Annotated in this window: 19 protein-coding genes; 5 read left to right on the top strand and 14 right to left on the bottom strand. The window is 63.1% G+C overall.

Annotation, left to right across the window (positions count from 1 at the left end; translation table 11 throughout):
- A partial coding sequence (locus IEV82_RS07665; RefSeq protein WP_229747710.1) for a YdeI/OmpD-associated family protein occupies positions 1-523 on the top strand: 523 nt, incomplete at its 5' end.
- 153 nt (positions 524-676) lie between these two features.
- Entirely contained in the window at positions 677-3,187 is a 2,511-nt protein-coding gene (locus IEV82_RS07660; RefSeq protein WP_188481397.1) for a cation:proton antiporter, read from the top strand.
- A gap of 64 nt (positions 3,188-3,251) precedes the next feature.
- On the opposite strand, the gene tolA is transcribed toward IEV82_RS07660, so the two are convergent.
- The 10 genes from tolA to IEV82_RS07610 form a co-directional block, all read right to left on the bottom strand.
- The gene (gene tolA, locus IEV82_RS07655) at positions 3,252-4,226 is read right to left on the bottom strand and encodes a cell envelope integrity protein TolA (protein ID WP_188481396.1); all 975 of its coding nucleotides are present in this window, start codon (positions 4,224-4,226) and stop codon (positions 3,252-3,254) included.
- Positions 4,223-4,609, bottom strand: a complete 387-nt coding sequence (locus tag IEV82_RS07650) for an ExbD/TolR family protein (RefSeq protein ID WP_188481395.1) — start codon at positions 4,607-4,609, stop codon at positions 4,223-4,225. Before IEV82_RS07650 ends, tolA begins: the two co-directional genes overlap by 4 nt.
- Entirely contained in the window at positions 4,606-4,986 is a 381-nt protein-coding gene (locus IEV82_RS07645) for a biopolymer transporter ExbD (RefSeq protein ID WP_188481394.1), read from the bottom strand. The genes IEV82_RS07650 and IEV82_RS07645 overlap by 4 nt, the downstream gene beginning before the upstream one ends.
- Positions 4,979-5,629, bottom strand: a complete 651-nt coding sequence (locus IEV82_RS07640; protein WP_188481393.1) for a MotA/TolQ/ExbB proton channel family protein — start codon at positions 5,627-5,629, stop codon at positions 4,979-4,981. Before IEV82_RS07640 ends, IEV82_RS07645 begins: the two co-directional genes overlap by 8 nt.
- Complete coding sequence (locus IEV82_RS07635; RefSeq protein WP_188481392.1) at positions 5,626-6,060, bottom strand: hypothetical protein; 435 nt, start codon at positions 6,058-6,060, stop codon at positions 5,626-5,628. The genes IEV82_RS07640 and IEV82_RS07635 overlap by 4 nt, the downstream gene beginning before the upstream one ends.
- Before the next feature lie 178 nt (positions 6,061-6,238).
- Positions 6,239-6,565 carry a heme-degrading protein HmuQ gene (gene hmuQ / locus IEV82_RS07630; protein ID WP_188481391.1) on the bottom strand — a complete coding sequence of 109 codons (327 nt, stop codon included), beginning with the start codon at positions 6,563-6,565 and terminating at the stop codon, positions 6,239-6,241.
- Positions 6,566-6,586: 21 nt separating this feature from the next.
- Positions 6,587-7,372, bottom strand: coding sequence for a heme ABC transporter ATP-binding protein (locus IEV82_RS07625; RefSeq protein WP_188481390.1), 786 nt, complete (start codon positions 7,370-7,372; stop codon positions 6,587-6,589).
- Complete coding sequence (locus IEV82_RS07620) at positions 7,369-8,436, bottom strand: FecCD family ABC transporter permease (RefSeq protein WP_188481389.1); 1,068 nt, start codon at positions 8,434-8,436, stop codon at positions 7,369-7,371. The genes IEV82_RS07625 and IEV82_RS07620 overlap by 4 nt, the downstream gene beginning before the upstream one ends.
- Positions 8,437-8,439: 3 nt before the next feature.
- Entirely contained in the window at positions 8,440-9,336 is an 897-nt protein-coding gene (locus tag IEV82_RS07615; protein WP_188481388.1) for a heme/hemin ABC transporter substrate-binding protein, read from the bottom strand.
- The gene (locus IEV82_RS07610) at positions 9,333-10,385 is read right to left on the bottom strand and encodes a hemin-degrading factor (RefSeq protein ID WP_188481387.1); all 1,053 of its coding nucleotides are present in this window, start codon (positions 10,383-10,385) and stop codon (positions 9,333-9,335) included. Before IEV82_RS07610 ends, IEV82_RS07615 begins: the two co-directional genes overlap by 4 nt.
- Before the next feature lie 198 nt (positions 10,386-10,583).
- Here IEV82_RS07610 and IEV82_RS07605 point away from each other — a divergent pair, with 198 nt between their 5' ends.
- Positions 10,584-12,620, top strand: coding sequence for a TonB-dependent receptor domain-containing protein (locus tag IEV82_RS07605; protein ID WP_188481386.1), 2,037 nt, complete (start codon positions 10,584-10,586; stop codon positions 12,618-12,620).
- 124 nt (positions 12,621-12,744) lie between these two features.
- Positions 12,745-13,266 (top strand): acyloxyacyl hydrolase, encoded by a 522-nt coding sequence (locus IEV82_RS07600; RefSeq protein WP_188481385.1) that lies wholly within the window; start codon positions 12,745-12,747, stop codon positions 13,264-13,266.
- Between the two features lie 18 nt (positions 13,267-13,284).
- Here IEV82_RS07600 and IEV82_RS07595 read toward each other — a convergent pair whose 3' ends face one another.
- The 4 genes from IEV82_RS07595 to IEV82_RS07580 form a co-directional block, all read right to left on the bottom strand.
- Entirely contained in the window at positions 13,285-13,611 is a 327-nt protein-coding gene (locus tag IEV82_RS07595) for a hypothetical protein (RefSeq protein WP_188481384.1), read from the bottom strand.
- Between the two features lie 14 nt (positions 13,612-13,625).
- Complete coding sequence (locus IEV82_RS07590) at positions 13,626-14,471, bottom strand: GAF domain-containing protein (protein ID WP_188481383.1); 846 nt, start codon at positions 14,469-14,471, stop codon at positions 13,626-13,628.
- A 126-nt stretch (positions 14,472-14,597) separates the two neighbouring features.
- Positions 14,598-15,650: an ABC transporter ATP-binding protein gene (locus IEV82_RS07585; RefSeq protein WP_188481382.1), complete on the bottom strand. Its 1,053-nt coding sequence runs from the start codon at positions 15,648-15,650 to the stop codon at positions 14,598-14,600.
- Positions 15,631-16,470, bottom strand: a complete 840-nt coding sequence (locus IEV82_RS07580) for an IclR family transcriptional regulator (protein ID WP_188481381.1) — start codon at positions 16,468-16,470, stop codon at positions 15,631-15,633. The genes IEV82_RS07585 and IEV82_RS07580 overlap by 20 nt, the downstream gene beginning before the upstream one ends.
- A gap of 150 nt (positions 16,471-16,620) precedes the next feature.
- On the opposite strand from IEV82_RS07580, the gene IEV82_RS07575 reads away from it, so the two are divergent.
- Positions 16,621-17,883, top strand: a complete 1,263-nt coding sequence (locus tag IEV82_RS07575) for an ABC transporter substrate-binding protein (RefSeq protein WP_188481380.1) — start codon at positions 16,621-16,623, stop codon at positions 17,881-17,883.
- The last annotated feature ends 62 nt before the right edge of the window (positions 17,884-17,945 follow it).

Below are 17,945 nucleotides of genomic sequence, written 5' to 3'. Positions count from 1 at the left end.
CCGCTCGGTCACCAGCTTTACTGCCTCGATCTTGAACTCGCGGCTGAACTTTCGTCTCGTCATATCCAATCTCCAATTCCATGGTCACGATCTTATCTTCGTGTCCACGAAACCGGCAGCAGGCCAGATCGACGGTCGCCGCCTCAAGCTGGACGACGCGCGCACGATGCAGCTGATTTCACCGCGCAAACAGCAGGCCTGGGCGAAAACCTACAAGGACTGCGCCACGCGGCTCAAGTCCGAGGGACGGATGCACCCCGCTGGGCTGGCCGCAATTGCTCAGGCGCAGCAAAGCGGGCGGTGGACCGAAAGCGATCCTGTCGACGCGCTGCTCGATCCCGATGACCTTGTCGAAGCGCTTTGCACGCATGGCGCGGCAGGGTGGTGGCAGGCGTCTGCCCCCTCGTACCGGCGCAACATCCTGCGGTGGATTGCGTCAGCCAAGCGCCCCGAAACGCGTCAGGCGCGCATTGCCAAGGTCGCGACCTTGGCTGCACAGGGACAGAAGGTTCCGCAATATTGAACCCGAGCCTGTCGGACAACGACAGCACGGCGACAGCTTTCGCGACCTCAGACAAGGCGCAGGATGTCCGCAGGTCTCCCAAAATCCGCGCACGCGCCACAAGCATCGTTGTTTTCGCAATGCGACCGGCTGACAGTCTGATAAATCAGTAACATGGACATCGTTCTCATCACGACCGTTATCGCCTCGCTGTTCCTCGTCATCGGGGTGGCGGAGCCGTTGGCGGCGCGGTTGCGTCTGCCCTACAGCGTGATCCTGGCGAGCATCGGCATCCTGATCGGTGTCGGCGCGATCTTCTTCCTGCGGACCGAATTGACCGACGCTCTCAACCCTGTGGCGAGTGCGATCCTCGATCTGCCGATCCGCTCCAATGTCTTTCTGTACGTTTTCCTGCCGACCTTGCTGTTCCAGGCGACGCTGGGAATGAACCTGCGCCGGATGCTCGACGATTGGGTGCCGATCCTTGTGCTTGCCGTTGTCGCTGTCATCGTGGCGACCTTGAGCGTGGGCTATGCGTTGGCCTGGGCAAGCGCTCTGCCGCTTGCCGCGTGCCTTCTGATCGGGGCGATCGTGTCCACCACCGATCCGTCTGCGGTGGTTTCGATTTTCCGGTCGATCTCTGCGCCGCGCAGGCTGGCGCGGATCATCGAGGGCGAGAGCCTGCTGAACGATGCTGCGGCCATCGCGCTGTTCGGCCTGTTCATGGGGTTCGTGATGCTGGGTGTGCCGGACCCGAACCTCGGCGATGCGCTGGCCCGGTTCCCGCTCTTGATTTTCGGAGGTGCGCTGACCGGGTGGCTGGCGGCGCGGATCGCGGTGTGGGTCATGGCGCTGTTCAGCCAGCACGAACTTGCGCAGCTGTCGATCTCGGTCGCGCTGCCCTATCTGGCCTATATCGGCGCAGAACAGAGCATCGGGGCGTCCGGTGTGATCGCGGTTGTCGCTGCCGGACTGACGCTGAACCTGACCGGGCCGGGACGCCTGCCGCCACAGGCCTGGACCAATCTGCGCGAGCTTTGGGATGTGCTCGCGCATTGGGCCGGGGCGCTGATCTTTATCCTTGCGGCGCTGTTGATCCCGCGCCTTCTGGAAGAGGTGCGGGTCTCGGATTTCCTGCTTCTTGGTGTGGTGATCCTCGCCGCGATCGCCGCGCGTGTGGTGATCCTCTTTGGTCTTTTGCCGCTTCTGACTTCGCTGAGGCTGTCCCCTGCCATCGAGCGTCCATACCGCGTCGCGATCCTTTGGGGCGGCTTGCGCGGGGCCGTGACGCTGGCGCTGGCGCTGGCGGTGACCGAAAGCTTCCGTGTGCCGGACGGCATTCAGCGTCTTGTGGGCATCCTCGCCACCGGGTTCACGCTGTTCACGCTGATCGTGCAGGGCACGACGCTGCGCTGGATCATCGGTCGGCTTGGCCTTGATCGGCTGTCGCCCATCGACGAGGCGCTGTCGCGTCAGGTGGTTGCCGTCGCGCTGCAGACGGTGCGGGAGGACGTGGCGCGCACCACCGAAAACTACGACCTCAGCCACGATATTGTCCGGTCCGAAGCCAAGCGGTTCGGCGAGCGGCTGGATGACGCGGTCAAGACGGCCGAGGACAGCGCGGACATTCAAGACCGTGACCGGATCACCTTGGGCTTGATCGCGCTGGCAGGACATGAACGCGACACGATCCTGGCTCGGGTGCGCGAGCGGACGATTTCTTCGCGCATGGCGGAACAGGTGTTGTCGGACGCGGATCGCCTGATCGAGGGGGCACGCTCCGGCGGACGCAGCGGGTACAACCGCGCCGCCAGACGCAGCGTTGCCTATGGCACTGCATTCCGCGCCGCAGGCCTGTTGCACAGTCGATTGCGCCTGTCGGGACCACTGGCCCGGATGACTGCGGATCGGTTCGAATTGCTCTTGTCCCAGCGACTGGTGCTGCGGGATCTGGGAGCCTTTATCGACCGGCGTATCCGCCGGATTCATGGACGCCGGGTGGCGGATCTTTTGCGCGAGTCGCTGTCGCGCCGGATCGACGCTGTCGAAACCGGGCTTGACGGTCTTCGCCTGCAATATCCCGGCTATGCCGAGGAACTGGAACGACGGTTTATCCGCCGCACCGCCCTCCGGCTGGAAGAACGCGAATACGCGACCATGCGCGAGGACGGGCTGATCGGGGCCGAAGTCTATACAAAGCTCATGGAAGATCTCGATCTGCGCCGGGCTGCCGCCGAGGGCCGCCCCCAGCTTGATATCGCGCTGCAACGCATCGAACTGGTGCGGCAGTTTCCGCTTTTCTCGACCCTGGCCGAGTCCGAGTTGAAACGGCTGAGTCGCGCGCTCAAGACACGCTACGTGAACGCAGGCGACATCATCATCCGCAGGGACGGCACAGCAAAGAGCGTGTTCTTCATCGCCTCGGGTGCGGCGGAAGTGGAGACGGCAGGGCAAACCTGGCGCCTCGGGCGTGGGGAGATGTTCGGCCAGATGGCGATCCTCATGAAAAGGACGCGCAAGACAGAAGTGCGCGCCATTGCGCCGTCAGCGCTTCTGGAGCTGGACGAGGTCCGGTTTCGCCGCCTGCTGGCCCGCAGCGCCGCGTTAAAGGAGGCGGTCCGTGCCAGCGCCGAAAAACGGGGCGTCGCACCCGACGAACTGTTCGCGGATCAGGAGTTTGCGTAAGGCGTGACTGCCTCGCGGCAAAAGGTCGGATTGCGCCCGGTACGCTTGATCAGCCGAGCCAACATTATCGGCCCTGGATCTGGATCGAGAAACTCCGCTGCGCGCCGTGTGGTGGTTCGGGAAAGGGGCCCGCGCCGCGCACAAGCTGCACTGCCGCCTGATCCAGCGCGGGCGAGCCGGAACTGCGGGCCAGAGAGACCGTCGCAAGCGCGCCGTTGGCGCTGATCGTGAAGGCGACAAGGGCTGTTCCGCGCGCAGTGACGCGCGGTTTGCCCGCGCGGGACAGCTTGCGCATGACCTGTCCGGGATAGTTGCTGACCGCCGCGTTGCCGGCGTTGCTCTGCCGTCCGCGATCCCCGCTTTGCCGCGCTGTGGCAGCAGCGGTGCCCGTCACTTCGCCCGACCGTGCGTTCTGGTCGGCATTCCCGCGTTGAGGTTTCGCCGCAGCGGCAGGTCGAGGAACCAGCTGCGCAGCGGTACTTTTGGCCGGTGCTGGTTTGTGCGCAGCTTCAAAACGGGCACTGCGCGGCTTTGGTCGCAGCGACTGCACCACGGCAGCGGTGTTGGATGACGCGCCCTCAATCCGATCGGGTGGAGGGGCAGGGGCCATGGCCTCAGGCGTGGACGACGGTGCCAGCACTGCCACATCCTCCGGGATGGGTGCCGCCGCAACCTCGGCTGCAACTGCCGCGACGGGTTGCGCTGCCTGAAGGATCGGCGTGACCTCTGGTCTGAGTGTGGCGTTACGCCCGGCCTCGACTGCCCTGACAGGACCCTCCGACGGCGTTTGCACGGGTCGGTCCGTCTGAATAACCTCCGGGATCTCCGACGGTATCGCGTCGGCGTCCTCTGTGCGTTCTGCTGTCACCACGCCCGACGACATGTCGGCAAAGGCCGACCCAAGACGAACCTCCGCCCCGCCACGTGCACCCTCGATCTGCGCGTCCTCCGTGGCGACCAGAGCGAGGGCCAGCGCCCCGTGGGCCACGACCGCCACCGACACAGCAGCCAGCTTTGCAACACCTGTGCCGCGCATCATTGCATCCCCCGTTCGGTCACGATGAGCACGGTTCCGGCACCGGCCTCGCGCAACGACCGACCGACCGCGATGAGCGTGCCGGCGGGGAGGTCGCGGTCAGGCACAACCCGGACAAGGGCGCGGGCCTCCTCGGGCATGTCGGACAAGAATGCTGCCGCGTCTGCGATATCGGTACCGCGATGGGTCATGCGCCCATCCGCGTGCAGCACCAGAGCGTCCGCAGGCGCAGTCGCTTCGATCTCCGCAGCGGTGACCAGCCGCAGCCCCTTGTCGAGCGGCGGGACCAGCGTGCCCGCGACCAGAAAGAAGATCAGCATCAGGAAGACGATGTTGATGAGGGCGATTGTCGGTTCGCGCTCGGCCTTGGTGCGGCGGTGTTTCATGTCGCCTCCAGCATGGTCACGCGAAGGTCGGGCACCCCGTTCAGCACGACCAGAAGATCGGTGAGCCGCTGCGCCGTGACCTCTGTCCGCGCCGCGACAAGAACGGTCAGAGGCTCGTTGGCTAAGCGATGCCCGGCCAGCGATTGCGGCAGATCCTGCAATGTCGCATCCACCCCGTTAAGGCTCAGCGATCCCTCCGCCAGCGTCAGAAAAACCGGGCGCTCTGCCGACATGCCGCCGCCGGACCCGGCGGTGCTGAACGGAATCTCGCCGAACCGGGTGAATGTCGAGGACAGCATGAAGAACAGCAGCAGCAGGAAGATGACATCGATCAGCGAGGTCATCGACAATCTGCGCCTGCGCCGTGTGCTACGCATGGACCGTGGCCGATTGCGGTTCGGTCGCGGCAGGGCGACCTGACGGGGCCAGCACGGTGCGCAGCGCCTTTTGCGCCAGAACACGATCGGCATCCATGCGCGCCTCGAACCAGCTCAGCAGGACCGAGGTCGGCATGGCGACGGCCAGCCCGACCGCCGTGGTCAGCAGCGCGACCCAGATGCCCCCCGCAAGGATTGACGGGTCCACCTGCGCGCCCGCTTCCTGCAGGGCCTGAAACGCCGAGATCATGCCCAGCACCGTGCCGAACAGGCCCAGCAGCGGCGTGAGCTGCGCTACCGAGTCCAGCACCCGGAACCCGCTTTCCAGACGGGCGAAACGCGCCTCTGCCTCGGCCTCCAGACGGGCCGCATCGCCCTGACCATCAAGCGCCATTTCGACAATGGGGACGAGATAACTGCGGGACCGGCCAAGATGCGCGCGGGCCGCAAGACGATCCCCGGAATCCCAAGCCGTGATGGCCTCTTGCAGCGCTTTGTGACGCCCGACACCGGCGACCGCGAATTGCCACAGCTTGAAGAGCATGATGGCCACGACGACGATCGACAGGGCACCCAGTAAAAGGACGACAGGACCGCCATGATCGGTGATCCGCAGGATCGCATTCTGAAGTGTCTCGATCATCCCAGTACCTCGACATCGGTCAGGCTGCGCAGTTCAAGGTTGGTGGAACAGGCATTGTCCGGCAGGCCGTCGCCCGCACATGTTTCGACCCCGTTGACCAGCAGACGCCCCAGTGACGCGCAGGCCAGACCCGGTACGACGAACTGACGGACCCTTGGTCGCGCTGTCGGGAGGGCACCAAGATCGAACAGCGTCAGACGGTCGACCCGCCCCTCGGTGTCGAAAAGAACGACCTCGAACACCGCCTTGTCGATATCGGCATCATGCCCGTTCTGGACAAGGAAACTGATCCGGCAGGCGTCTTCGACAGGTTCCAGCGCATTGATCTCGGTCGACACATGCGCGCCGTGGGCGTCTTGCGAAGAGACAGGATTGCCGATGAGCAGCACCGAAAAGAAGACGAGTGCAAGTATCTTGTGTTTTGCGAACATGGATCCAGCCCCTGAAAACGTCATCGGGTCATCGGGTCATCTGGCTGGGGCGGGCTGCCTTGCTGGATGAAAGTGTGTTAGCAGTCGGACAGTGCGGCTTCAATACCTGATAAAATCAGTACGTCTTTGCCGCTGCGAACCCTTGCCCACGCAGAAAAAGCATGCGTGGAATTTGCCATCATGCCGTTTGCAATGCGTCGATGCTCTGGATTGCGGTGAAGCCTTCGAACCGGGGCGCGCCGTTGTGCAGCTTGCGTGTCTGACCGGCGCGGGCATGCGCGGCGCGGAACGCCTCACTGGTCGTCCAGGCGCGAAAGTGGCCTTCCGACTGCCAGACCGTGTGCGATGCATAGAGAACACATCCCTCGGCCTCGGGGCCTTTCAGCATATGGAACGACACGAACCCCTCCATGTCCTGAAGATGGCTTTCGCGGGACAGCCAAAGCTCCTCGAAGTCGGCGGCGTTTTCCAGCGGGACGGAAAAACGATTCATGGCAAGATACATGGGAAGCTCCTTGGTTGGATATCAGGGATGTGAGGCCGCATGCGGCAGGATATAGGGAATGCCAACGGGCGGCGGAGCCGAGACGCGCAGGGCGCAGCCATAGGCCCGGGACAGGATGTTATCCGTCAGCACCTCGGCGGGTGTACCCAAGGCAAGCATCTGCCCTTCGGCCAGGACTGCAACGCTGTCGACATAAAGCGCGGTCAGGTTCAGGTCGTGCATGACGGCGATCACGCCACCGCCTGCGCAGGCAAAATCGCGGGCAATCTCCATCACCTGCAATTGATGCGCGATATCGAGGCTCGAGACCGGTTCATCCAGCAGCAGCCAGCGGGGTTGTCCATCCTCGACCGGCGACCAGACCTGCGCCAGCACGCGGGCCAGCATGACGCGCTGTGCCTCGCCGCCCGAGAGGTCATGGAACGTGCGGTTGGCATAGCTGGCCAGACCCACACGCGCGAGCGCCTGCAAGGGCACCTCCGGGCGATCACCAGCGGTGCCCGATTGAAGACCCAGCCGCACAACCTCGATGACGGTGAACGGGAAGGCCAGCCGCGAGGCCTGCGGCAGCACGGCGCGCCGTGCGGCCAGTTCCCAAGGTTTCAGCCCTGTGATGTCCTGACCGTTCAGTCTGACCCGGCCCAGAAAGGGTAGGGAGGCAGTGATCGCCCCCAGCAGCGTGGACTTGCCTGATCCGTTTGGCCCGACGATGGCAGTGATCTGACCCGCCAAGGCTGTCAGTGTCACGCCGCGCAGCGCCTCGCGGGTGCCATAGGACACGCGGATGTTTTCGGCGATCAGGCTCATAGGTCCACCAGCCCCCGGCGTTTGAGCAGGATCCACAGAAAGACTGGCGCGCCCAGAACAGCGGTCACGATGCCGATGGGCAATTCGGCAGGCGCAATGACGACCCGCGCGATCATGTCCGCAAGGATCAGCAGGATCGCGCCCAGCAGCGCGGAATTGAGCAGGAGCGTCCGGTGATCCGGACCGGAGGCCAGCCGCAAGAGGTGCGGCACGACGATCCCGATGAACCCGATCCCGCCCGACACGGCCACAGCCGCTCCGGTCGCGCTGGCCACGGCAAGGATGGCGATGGATTTCATGCGCTGCACGTCGATGCCGATATGGGCGGCCGTTGCCTCGCCCAGCGCCAGCCCGTTCAAACCGCGACCCAGCATCAGTGCAGCGCCGATCGCCAGCACGATCATTGGACCCGCGGCCAGAACCTTGGCCCAGCTTGCGCCCGCCAGCGACCCGAGCCCCCAGAAAGTGAGATCGCGCAACTGCCGGTCATCGGCGATGTAGACCAGAATGCCGGACAGTGCGCCCGCCAGCGCCCCAAGCGCGATGCCCGCCAAAAGCATGGTGGCCACCGATGTGCGCCCATGACGGGTCGACACCCGGTACAGCAGGATCGTCGATCCACAGCCGCCAAGGAAGGCCGCAAACGGCACAAGGTGGATGCCGGTCAGGTCGATCACCCAGACCGGCAGCGACGCGCTCAGAACGATGGCGATGATCGCACCCAGCCCGGCCCCCGCACCGACGCCCACGATGCCCGGATCGGCCAGCGGGTTGCGGAACAATCCCTGCAACGCGGCACCCGAGACAGCCAGCGCCGCGCCCACGAGGACACCCAAGCACAGGCGGGGCAGGCGAATGTCGAACAGAACCACGCGCTCCATCTGGCTGAGAGCCTCGCCCTGCATCAGCTTGGCCAGCATGGCCGACAGCGTCACATCCGTCGTGCCGATCTGCAGGCTTGCGATGCAGGCCAACACCAGCACACCCGCCAGAACGCCGTGCAGGGTCCGCGCACGGGTCACCCGGTCACGCGGGGCGGTTTCAAGATCGGTCACGGCCGCCACGGCTCAGGTTCCCTTGGCGTAAAGCGCGTCGTTCAGCCTGCGAACGGCCTCGGCGGTGCGCGGGCCGAAGCCCAGCATCAACAACCCGTCCATGCGGATGACCGACCGAGTCCCGGCGGCGGGTGTCAACTTGATCGACGGCATCTCGAACAGCTTGTCATCCGCCGCGCCGTGATCGCCACCGCGATCCATCATGAGGATCACGTCGGGTGCTGCCAATCCGACAGCTTCGTCGGTGATCTGCTTGTAGCCTTCGTATTCTGTGACCGCGTTTACGCCACCCGCCATCCGGATCAGCGCATCGGCGGCGGTCCCGGTGCCGGAGGCGTTGATCTTGCCGCCCTGTGTCGACAGCACGAACATCACGCGTGCTTTCTCGTGTGCCGGTCGCTCTGCATCGGCCAGCGCTGCCGCCAGCGCCGTTTCGACCTCGGCCACCAGAGCTTCCGCGCGTTCGGGCACGCCAAGGGCTGCGCCGATGACCTTGATCTTGCGCAGGATGCCGTCGGCGGTCAGGGCGTCGGGCACCTCGACAAACGGTACATCCGCCGCACGGATCACATCAAGCGCCTCGGGTGGTCCTGCGCCTTCTTCGGACAGGATCAGCGAGGGGTCGACCGACAGCACCCCTTCGGGAGAGAGTGACCGCATGTAGCCCACATCCGGCAGATTGGTGACCTCGACCGGGTAGGACGACGTCGTGTCGCGGGCCTTGAGCCGATGCTGCTGACCAAGGGCTGCGACAATCTCGGTGACCGACCCGCCGATGGAGAGCACGTCGGCATGCGGGCTTGGGGGAGGTGTGGATTGCTGGGCGCTGACGGCCAGTGCCATCAGGGCAAACAGCATTGCAGCCACAATCGCGAACAGGCTCGGACTGTTCCTGTTTGTGGGCTTCATGCCGGAACCTCGGTCAGCGCGGGCAGGGCATCGACGATCCTGCCCCATTCGGGGCGCGAGTCCCGGCGTTCCTTGCCGACACCGAAGACCTGAAAGATCAGCCCGCCGTCGTCATCGAACGCCTCGACCGACACGGCTGCACCGCGCTGCGTGGGCTTTTCGACCGCCCAGACCTCGGCCACCTTGTCGAGCCGCAGATGGAGGTTGAAACCGGGGTCCATCACGTTCTGCCAGGGACCCATCGGCTTAAGTTCGTGGACCGGGCCGGTATGGATCTGGATGCAGCCTCGATTGCCGACAAAGATCATCACCTCGATCCCGGCGTCGCGCACCGCCTGAAGCATCGCATCCGCAGCCTTCGGTTCCAGTTCGCGGGCAAATGGCGCACCGACAATGCGATAGGCCCCCAGCCGGCTCATTTTCAGCTTTGAGCACAGGCGCAGGAACTGGTGCGTATCGGTCAGCCTTGCCCATTCGTCGCGCAGGATGTCCAGCTTGTCGGGACGCGATCTGGCGGTCTCGACCGGCTTGCGATCCTCGACGACCTGCATATCCGACTGATCCTCATGCGCGAGCCCGGCGACGATTGCGGCCCAGTCGTTATGGTTCGAGCCATCGCGCAGGTGGATCTTGTGTACCGCGTCGCCCGCCGCATCGAAAATCTGCAACGAGCGACGCGGGCCCTGCTCGGCCTCGGTCTCGACCGCGAAGGCATGCACCCAGTGAGAGGGGAAGATACGCAGGTCGATATTCTTTGTCAGGGTCATCGCCGCATGCTCGCCGGGATGATAATTGCCATAGGCCCCGACCTTTTCATGAACGCAGGCATCGACGCGGGTGAGGGCCATGACCTCGCCCAGCCTTTCGGCGGCGGGAATGATCCGATCGGGATGTGCGGCGATTCGCGTGGCACCTTGGCCGACGCGTGCAGCAACAAGCTGTGCTTCGGTGATGCGCAGGGCGTTCGCGATATCGCGGGCACGCAGTTTCGGGTTTTCCGCTTGATACGCACGGATTGCAGAGGGGGGGACAGCGGATTGCTGTGTCATGTGCAGCCTCGGAGTTTGTTTTGATGTCCGATGGCTGCGCCCGGAGGGAAACGGTGCGTGGCTGCCTTAAGTACTTGACTGTTTTAGTATGATAAAGGTAACGGTGCAACCCATCGCGATGAGGTTCATCGCAAAATCACCAAACCGCCGCGCCAGCCTTCGCAAGCTACGGCAAGACACACATGAAGGATGGCGCAAATGCTCACCCCCCTCCTGCGCGGCACAACCGCGCTTGTCTGCCTGTCGCTGGCCGTGCCGGCCACGGCGCAAGACACCGATCCCGGTTTTCTGGGAACCCTGATTCTGACTGGCGGCAAGCGCGATCTCAGCTTCGGCACCGCGTTGTCCCGCACGGTCGTCGGTGAAGAAGAGATCCGCGACCGTCAGGCCAGCACCGTCGCGCAACTGATCGACTCGGTCCCCGGCGTGACCCTCGTCAACGGCACGACGCCGCAAGGCTCGGGCATCAACATCCGGGGCTTCGGCGCGAACACGACCTTTGGCTCGGATCAGAAGATTGCCGTTCAGATCGACGGCGCCAGCGTTGGGTCAGAGGAACTCTACCGCATCGGCACGCAGCTCTTCACCGACCCGCTGCTCTACCGCGACGTCGAGGTACTGCGTGGCACGATCGGCAGCTTTGCCTACGGATCGGGGATCGTCGGCGGCGTCGTCCGGCTCGAGACCAAGGCCGCGTGGGATTTCACCGGCGGCGTGCCGGGCTTTGGCGGCTCGCAAACCTTCGAGTTCAGCTCCAACGGCAACGGCACGGTCAGTTCGACGAACCTTGCCTGGATGCCGATGGAACGCGCCGAGTTCCTTCTGAATTACACATGGCGCGATCAGGATGACCTCGAAGCCGGTGACGGCACGACAATCGGCAACTCGGCCTTCGAGACGCCGTCTTTCCTTGCGAAGGGCAAATTCACCTTCGGGCAGGACGAGGCGCATTCGCTGAGCCTCAGCCATTCGCAGACCGTGGCCGATGACAAGGACGTGCCCTATGACCAATTCATCACCACGGCGGATGCATTCGGTCGGGTCGACCGGGTGACCGATACACGGCAGACCGTTCTCGAATACCGCTTCAACCCGGTCAGCGACCTCATCGACCTGCGCGCAAACCTGTCCTACGCCGATCAGGACGTCGCCTCGGATTACATACCCGGCTCGTCCCCGCTCGAAGGTACACCGGGGTTTCGCGGCATTCTGGGTCTGGCAGACGCGGACCATCGCTATGAGACCACGAAGCTCACGGTCAACAACCAGGCGCTGTTCGACACGGGGGCGGTGTCGCATGACATGGTGGCCGGGTTCGAATTGCAACGCCGCGAACGCGCCGACCAACCCAGCGCTCCGGGTGGCACGGATGAGCGGTTTGCAGTTTTCGTCGTGAACGAGATGACCCTTGGCCACGTCACCATCACACCCGCCTTGCGCTACGAGCGCTCCGGCATCGAAAGCGCGGTCGACCTTGCCGGTGCGCCCAACACCCATGATGAGGACGCGCTGATGGGGGGCCTTGCGCTGGCCTATGATTTCGGCGACGGGATGTCCGTCTTCGGCAGCGCCGCCTATACCGTAGGCTTGCCGATCATCGACGATCTGGGCATCAGCGAAACCGCCCAACGGCGCATCGGAATCTCCGAGAAATCCCACACATTCGAATTGGGCGCGGAATATACTGGCTCGGATGTCTTTGCGCAGGGCGACACGTTCACCATACGCGGCAACCTCTACGAAACAGAGCTGTGGGACATCACCAGCTACACGGTCGCCGGGTCCATGTCGACGGAACTGGACCGGGTCGAATCCCGCGGTTTCGAGATCGAGGCATCTTACGGGATGGCCAGCGGATTCTACGTCGATGTTGCAGGGCATCTGGGCGAGGGCACCGAGTTCAATCCTGATGGTACAGACTCCATCTGGCGCAACAGCCCGGCAGACCGGGCGCAGCTGACGCTGGGCAGGAAATGGGACGAGACGCTGGATCTGAGCTGGGAAATGGTTCACGCCGCCGACCGCCGCGATGCGCTTGGCGCTGACCTGTCCGACAGCACGGTGCACAACCTGCGCGCCACATGGAAGCCGGAAGCGCAGGGATGGCTGGACCAGACAGAAGTGCGGTTCGGCATCGAGAACGTTTTTGACGCGGATTATGTCGGCCACCTGTCGTCCCCCAGCCGGAAAGCACCGGGGCGCACGTTCAAGGTGTCACTGACCAAATCGTTCTGAACATCTCGACCGGGGTTTCAGGCTCCGGTCGCCTGACCTCACATCACGGCCCGGGCTAACTGGACAATCCCGCCGAGATGGCGCATCCGTAGAGCGCACGATCTCGGAAAGAGGACATCCTGACATGGCTGATGGGACATTTGCGGCGCTGCTCTTCATTATCGGACTGACCGATATGGGCATCAACCATTGCGGCACCTACGAGGGCTGTCTCGGGACCGGAGAGACCCGTTCGCGCCTGTCGATTTCGGGCGGCGAAGTGCTCGAACGGCGGGCCGATCCGGCGGCAGAACTGTACCTGCGCTACGATCTGGCCCAGACGCGCGGACCCTTTGGCGGAGCGGCGGGGCTGTCGGTCACCGAGAACGGCGAAGCGTGGGTCGGTTTCGGGGCGACCTATCTCGTGCCCTTCGGCCGCAGCGGCGCCTATGCCGAACTGCACGCCATGCCGGGGCTTTATTTCGACAATGGCGGATTTGATCTGGGCGGTCCGATCGCCTTCCGATCCGGTCTCGAACTGGGCTACGAAACCGCGCAGGGCTGGCGGATGGCGCTGAGCTATGACCACCGCTCCAATGCCGGGATCTACGACGAGAATCCCGGCATCGAAACCGTGCAATTCAAGGTGTCTATCCCGCTGAAGTGATCCAGCGGGACAGCGATGTCAGGACGCGAGGCTTTCCAATGTGGCATTGGTGGCTTCACGCTCATATCTGAACACCGGGATCGCTTGAAAATCCGCTGTATGGCATTTGAGGCTTGTCCGCAGGTTCTCGAACAACTCCAGTTGCGCGGTCTGAAAGACTTTCATGTCCGCAGCTTCGTCAAAGTTTACAGTGACATACAAGGCACCTTCCTTGCACAAGAGGATGTTGAGCGCCGTAATGTTGTATTGCGCGATCAATCCTCCCAATTCCTCTGCAACATAGGACGCAGCAATCTTCCCGTCTGCCAGCGTGTTCGTCTTGATTTGATAAATCTTGGTATACATGTCGTGGCGATCCTTCAGTCGATCATCGCAAAGAGATCTTCGATATCGACAGCTGTTTTCTGTGAGAGAGCGTTGCGTCGGAACGTTGCGGCATGGAGCCCCTGTTCCGCCTGAATTTCGCGTCCCTTTGCTGTCAGGTCCGGCGCTGTTCCGTTCCCTGTCGCGATTCCCCATTGTATCAGACGGTCCAGATGACCCACATTCACCGGCTGACCGCAGCACAGGTTGAGGAAACTCTCGATTTCCGCAGGGCGCATGTCGGGATGGGTGCGGTGGAAATACCCCGCAAGTTTTGCCATGCGTTCCGTGATCGCGTCCCGCTCTTCCATCTGCAGCATGATCAACAGCGTCAGGTTGTTGGCCAGTGCCTGCATGCGTTGCACCTGCACCGCCTCCATTTCGCGCGGTTTGTAATCCACCGTGCACAGGGTGCCCAGAACCAGACCGTCCTGCGTGACCAGCGGATAGGCGCCCCAGAACACCCAGTTCGGGCTGTCCGTGACCAGCGGATTGTGCTTCAGCTTCGGATGCTCGCGCAGATCCGGCACGATCATCGGTTGCGTCGATCCAAGCGCATATTGGCACAGCGTCAGGTGTCGCGGCACCTCGTCAGCCTCGAGCAAACCTCCGAAATCCTTGGCAATGAAGAACTGCCGATCATCGTCCAGCAGACCGGTATAGGCGACCGGGCACCCGGTGATGAGCTGCGCCATGTCCACGTAAATGCGGTAGCGGTCTTCCTGGTGCACATCCATCACGCCAGTGCGCTGCACCCGTGCATTGCGGGCCGCTTCATTCGCCGGAAGCGGGGCGGCTTCGAACGTCGTTTCCTCTGCAGAAATGGGTTTTTTCGCCAACATCTACTTTCCTCTGGTGCCTACGGGTTCCGAACAGGAAATAGTTGAAATCGGAGAGGAAAATATCTGTCTAATGGGTGGGCTAACCTGTCTTTCGATTATCGGGGTCACGCGGTTTTGCCGCTCGGGTCACCGCAAGCGCAGTTCCGATTTCGCATCAAACAGGTACAGATGCGCCGGATCGACGCCCAGATCGACCTGATCACCCAGTGCGGACCGATGATCGCCGCGTTCCTCCACGATGATCTTTTCACCATCCGGCCCGATCAGGTGAACATAGGACACGCCGCCCAGGCTTTCGGTCAGTTCGACGCGGTGGGACGCGCCCGGTTTCACCGTCAGATGTTCGGGCCGCAGACCGATCAGCACGTCCTGACCGTCTTGCGCCGCACCCGTCTTCGGCACCGGTCGGGCCAGCCCGTTCGACACCACTTCGCTGCCCTTGACCCTGCCGCGCAGGAAATTCATCGAGGGTGACCCAATGAACCCTGCCACGAACCGATTGTCGGGGTCGCGGTAGAGTTCCATCGGTGCACCGACCTGTTCGATGCGACCCGCGCGCAGCACGACGATCTTGTCGGCAAGTGTCATCGCTTCGACCTGATCATGGGTCACGTAGATCATCGTCGCGCCGATTTCCTTGTGCAGGCGCGCGATCTCGACCCGCATCTCGACCCGCAATTCCGCATCGAGGTTCGACAGCGGTTCGTCGAACAGGAACACCTCGGGTCCGCGCACGATGGCCCGCCCGATGGCGACGCGCTGCCGCTGACCGCCCGACAGGGCCTTGGGTTTGCGCTTGAGATAGTCGTCCAGTTTCAGAATGCGGCTGGCCTCGGCCACTTTGGTCGTGATCTCGGATTTGGGATGGCCTGTCATCTTGAGCCCGAACCCCATGTTTTCCTCGACCGTCATGTGTGGGTAAAGCGCGTAGGTCTGGAACACCATCGACACGCCCCGGTCCGACGGATCGAGCCGCGTCACATCGCGGTCACCGATGCGGATCGTGCCTTCGGTGGTTTGCTCCAGCCCCGCGACCATCCGCAGAAGCGTGGACTTGCCACAGCCGGACGGGCCGACAAAGACGCAGAACTCGCCATCCGCGACCTCCAGATCGATCCCGTGGATGACCTGCGTGTTGCCATAGCGTTTGATGACAGTGTCAAGCGTCACTCCGGACATGGGGCATCTCTCCGTTGGTGTAGGGGGTGGGCTGCGGCGTTGAGCGCGGGAACAGCCAGCTTTCGGCATCGCGTGCAATTGCCGCCGCCGCCTGCCGGAGCCTCGGGCCAAGGCCGCGCAAGGTCTCGAGATCGGTGCGACGGGTGGTTCCCGTGATCGACAAGGCACCCAGCGGTCGGGATTGTGTATTCAGGATCGGCACGGCGACGCAGACGATGCCGGTCTCGTGTTCCTCGCGGTCGAAACTCAGCCCTTCGGTGCGGATCTCGGCCAGGTCGCGCAGCAGGCTGTCGGGCGAGACATGGGTCGCGGCAGTGAAACGGTGCCAGCTTTGCTGGGCGAGGGCGGTCTTCAATTCGCTGTCGGGCAGGAAGGCCAGCATCGCCTTGCCGACACCCGTGCAATAGGCCGGTCCGACCTTGCCCGCCTGGCTGAACATCTCGACCGGGTCGTGGGCGTTGCGCTTGTCGACATAGAGCACCTGCGCATGGTCGAGCTGTGCAAGATGGATGGTCTCGCCGGTCTCGGCGCTCAGCGCGTCGATATGTTGCCGCGCCACCGGAGCCAGCGAGGATTGCGCCCAGGCCGCATGGGCCAGCCGCACCAGCCGCAAGCCCGGCGCATAGGTCTGCCGGTCGGGGTCATACTGCAACATGCCTTGGTTGGTGAGGGTCTGCACAAAACGGTAGAGCGTGGCCTTTGGCATGTCCGACCCGGCCAGCACCTCGCCAAATCGCACGGGCCGCCCGTAAGAGGCAATCCGGTCCAGCACGGCAAGCGCCTTGCCCACGGTTCCGTCGTTTCGTTCGACCACACCCATCTTTGCGATGTCCTCCCTGGGCCGCCAACAGCACCCGGACGGCTGTTGACAAGCATAGGCGAGTCGCTGTTATGATTTCAATATGCAAAACTAGGTTTCAAATAATGAAACCAACCTTGCACCAGATTTGGGAGCATAAGGGAGGATACCATGCGTTCCACATTGAAAGCGTCAGGACTGGCGCTGACGGCGGCCCTTGCCGCCTCATCTGCATTTGCACAGGACAGTTCGCTCAGCGGCGACCTGAAGATTTTCCTCGACACCTCGAACCCGGCACCCCGCGCCACGATGGAAGCGATGATCGAACGCTTCGGCGAGATGCACCCCGATTTGAACATCGAAACCACGGTGATCGACCGCGAGGCCTACAAGACCCAGATCCGCAACTTCCTGACTGCCGATGCCCCGGACGTGGCGACATGGTACGCCGCCAACCGGATGCGCCCCTATGTCGAGGCGGGTTTGTTCGAGGACGTGTCGGATCTCTGGGCCGAACCTGCGATCGCCGAAAATCTGGCATCGACCAAAAGCGCAATGACCATCGACGGCAAGCAGTGGGGCGTGCCCTATACTTATTACCAGTGGGGCGTCTATTACCGCAAAGACCTCTATGACCAGTTCGGCCTCACTGAACCCGCCACCTTTGACGAGATGAAATCCAACTGCCAGACGCTGCTGGACAATGGCGTGAAGTGCTACACCATCGGCACCAAGTTCCTCTGGACCGCGGGTGGCTGGTTCGACTACCTGAACTTGCGCACGCATGGCTATGATTTCCATATGGAAATGGCTGCAGGCGAAGTGCCGTGGACGGACGACCGTGTGCGCCAGACCTTCGCCAACTGGCGCGAGCTGATCGACATGGGGGCCTATGTCGACAACCACCAGAACTACTCCTGGCAAGAGGCGTTGCCCTTCATGGTCAATGGCGATGCCGCTGCCTATCTCATGGGCAATTTCGCCGTCGCACCGCTGCGCGAAGCGGGGCTGAGCGACGATCAGCTTGATTTCTACCAGTTCCCGGCGATCAACCCGGATGTCGCACTGGCCGAAGACGCGCCGACCGACACGTTCCACATCCCGTCCAATGCGACCAACAAGGACGCGGCGCGCGCATTCCTGCGCTTCGTTGTGTCGGCGGAAGAGCAGTCCATCATCAACAACGGTGAAAACCTTGGCCAGCTTCCGGTGAACGCGTCCGCGTCGATCGACGATGACAAGTTCCTTGAACAGGGCTTTGCGATGCTGTCCTCCAACAGCCCCGGCGGCGTGGCGCAGTTCTTCGACCGCGACTTCCCGGCGGAAATGGCGGCAGAAGCGATGCAGGGCTTTCAGGAATTCATGGTGATCCCCGACAACCTCGACGACATCCTTGCCCGCCTCGAACAGGTGCGCGAGCGCGTTTACAAGTAAGCCAGGACAGGGCCGGGCAAATGCCCGGCCTACGCCAGACCGGTAGGCCGGGCTTCTGCCCG

The organism is Marivita lacus (assembly GCF_014637725.1).
GTDB classification, from domain to species: Bacteria; Pseudomonadota; Alphaproteobacteria; order Rhodobacterales; family Rhodobacteraceae; genus Marivita; species Marivita lacus.
The sequence above is the reverse complement of the archived record's forward strand: the minus strand, read 5'-3'. Positions and strand labels throughout refer to the sequence as shown.